Raw genomic sequence first — 2,925 nt, forward strand, 5'->3', positions numbered from 1 at the left:
TTGGGGTCCAGCGGACGCCGAGGGTGGCGAGGCGGGCGAGGTTGACCGCGCCGGCGAGCAGCTTCCAGTCCTGATCGACGCGGCGCAGACCGCGCATGCGCACGCGGCGGCCGCCGTGGCGGCGTCGCAGCAGGTGCGCGACCTTGCGTTCGACCTTGGGTCGGGTGGCGCGGTAGTCGGCCTGCCAGGCCGGGTCTTGTTGGCGGGCGCGGGCGGCCTGCAGCCGCTGCTCGTGCCGGCCGATCGTGATCGTCCGTCCGGCCGCCGCGGTGGTGCACTGCGGCCGCAGTGGACAGTCGATGCAGTGCTCGGCGAAGCGCACCGCGACCTTGTCGGCGTCACGGTCGGGGATCGCCGCGGTGTGCCCGGCCGGGCAGGTCACCGTGTGGTTCGCGAGGTCGATGTCGAAGTCGTCCTTGGAGAACCGGCCGCCGGGCGCGTTCGCCGGTTGGACCTTGACCAGCGGTTCGGCACCGAGCCGCTCGAGCCGCGCCAGGTTGTCCCCACTGCCGTACGCCGCATCGCCATACACCGTCGGGCGCTGCACGGCCTCATCCGCGGCAACCGCGCCGACGTGGCCGTCCCCGCCGTCCTGGCCGTCTCGGCTGTCGTCGCTGTCCCGGCCGTTGTCGTCAGTGCGCTGCTCGCCATCGTCATCCGCGCCGAGGTCGCCCAGCAGCTGTTCGGTCATCGCGGCGTCCCCACCACCGGCAGGGCCGGCCGCCGCGCCGGTGATGATCTCCGAGTCGGGATCGACCGCGGCGTGGCCCTTGTAGCCGTCAAAGCCCCGCGCGGTCGACTTGTGCCCGTGCCGCGCGTCGGTGTCGACGACCGAGATCACCCCATCCGATGCGACCCGCCGCACGATCCGGACCGGCCGTCGGCGGCAACGTCGGTGTCCTGGCCGATCACCACTGCCAGCAACTCGGCGGCCTGCCGCACGGCAGCCGGCAGCTCGCGGCCGTCCACGGCCGCCAGCACCGCCAGCCCGTCACGCACGAGCGCGTCGATCAGCGCTTCGCGCGCTGCGGTGTCGTCCCAGTCACACGGCGGCTTGCCCGCCGCCGTGTAGTCGTCGTCACGCGCAAGGCCCGCCCGCAGCTGCGCGGCCAACGCCGCGTCGGCGGCGCGCAGCACCCCACGGATCGCCGACCGGATCAACGTGATGGTGTCTTGGGTGGCGACGGCGTCGAACAACGGCGCGGAGTCCAACACCCGCTTGACCCCGATCAGCCCAGCCGCGGCGGCGACTTCCTTGGACACCCGGAACACTCGATCCGGATCGTTCGAGGCGCGCAGCCGCATGCGGGTGCGGACCAGCACCGTATGCACGAACGACGTCGGTCCTGTCTCCCGGCCGCCGACCCCGCACGCGTACCGCCACCGCGCGTCGAACGTGAACCGATCCGCCGCTTCGCGGTCCGATCGACTGCGACCAGGGCCAGTCCGGCGCGTCCGCGGCCGACCGCGAGGGATTCCAACGGCTGGCCGCCGAGGTCGGCATGGGCCGCGTCGGGATCGTGCTACAAGTACACCTTCGAACAGCGCGGGTGGGCCGACGACTTCGCCCGCCGCCTGGTCGAGGACTTCGCCCGCGGCTGGCACTTCGACGCCGACGCCCGCCAGTTCATCGACCCCACCGCCACCGCTCCAGACCAAGACGGTGAGGAGGAGTCGGGGGTGTCGTTCTACGACCTCGTCGTCGACTACGCCGCACGCAAGTGGCGCGGGTGGGCGCCGGCCAGCCGCCGCAACGCCGTCCGCGAACTCGCCCGCGCAACTCTGTTCCTGGTCGACCCCGACGCTCCCGACCTGTCCCCCGACGAGTACACCGCCGCCGACGTCTGGCTGCGTGACACCGCCATGCCCCCCGCCATCGACCACACCAACGAGGATGGGTGGCATGGGTGGTTCACCGCCTGGTCGCTGCCGCTGGCCGCGATCGACGACGATCACCTGCACGCGCTGCTGGAGGATTTCCGCAGCCGCGCCGCCGACGGCACCCCCCGCGAACTCGCGCCGTCGAGCATGGCCCGGGCCCGCGCCGTCCTGCGCGGCGCGTTCACCAACGCCGTCGCCCGCCGGCTCATCGAGTGGGACCCGTGGACCGCCGTCGAACCCGAAGCCGACCACGAACCTCACATCGTCGACCCCGACCTGGTCATGACCCCCGACCAGATCACCGCACTCGCCGCAGCCTGCGCCGCCATCGACCCGCGGTATGAGGCGTTCGTGCTCCTCCAAGGCTTCTGCGGGCTACGCCCAGCGAAGCGCTCGAGCTACGCCGCCGCCGCCTCGACCTCCACGCCACCCCACCCAAGGTCACCCTGGCCGGCAGCTACAACCCGTCTCCGACCGCTACCTCCAACCCGGCGAAACCAGACGCCGACCCCTGAAGGGCCGCGGGCGACGGGTCACCCGCACCATCCCCATCCCCAACAAGGTCGCCGCCACGCTCCGCGACCACCTCGCACGGTTCACCGCCACCGGCGGCGACGCGCTGGTGTTCGTCAACACCATCGGCGGACGCATCGACCTGTCCAACTTCCACCGCGACGTCTGGAAACACGCCGTCGCCGCCACCTTCCCCACCGGGCCGCTGCGCCACGTCCGCCGCCAGGACCTGCGGCACGCCGCGATCACCCTGTGGCTCAACAGCGTCGTCCCGCTCAAGGTCGCCCAAACCTGGAGCGGCCACAAGACCCTCTCGATGCTGCTCGACACCTACCTCGGCGTCAGGCGTCATGCAACACGACGAACACGTCGCCTACCAACGCGTCGAAGACGCCCTCGACCCACGACCCTGACGCGGGGCCCGCGCGCAGCCCACGCGCGGCAAGCATGGCACACCCATGGCACACCAGACTGAAACGAAGGGCCACCAGTGGCAGACAACGGCCACGGCCTCCAGGAGGGAGCGCCCCA

Annotated in this window: 3 protein-coding genes; 1 reads left to right on the forward strand and 2 read right to left on the reverse strand. The window is 72.0% G+C overall.

Going from position 1 to position 2,925, the window contains the following annotated elements; translation table 11 throughout:
- Both VK923_17145 and VK923_17150 read right to left on the reverse strand, forming a co-directional pair.
- A partial coding sequence (locus VK923_17145) for a transposase (protein HSJ46405.1) occupies positions 1-841 on the reverse strand: 841 nt, incomplete at its 3' end.
- The gene (locus VK923_17150) at positions 838-1,332 is read right to left on the reverse strand and encodes a hypothetical protein (protein HSJ46406.1); all 495 of its coding nucleotides are present in this window, start codon (positions 1,330-1,332) and stop codon (positions 838-840) included. The genes VK923_17150 and VK923_17145, both read right to left, overlap by 4 nt.
- Before the next feature lie 889 nt (positions 1,333-2,221).
- On the opposite strand from VK923_17150, the gene VK923_17155 reads away from it, so the two are divergent.
- Entirely contained in the window at positions 2,222-2,869 is a 648-nt protein-coding gene (locus VK923_17155) for a tyrosine-type recombinase/integrase (protein HSJ46407.1), read from the forward strand.
- Positions 2,870-2,925 lie beyond the last annotated feature (56 nt).

It is taken from the genome of Euzebyales bacterium (assembly GCA_035461305.1).
Taxonomy (GTDB): Bacteria; Actinomycetota; Nitriliruptoria; order Euzebyales; family JAHELV01; genus JAHELV01.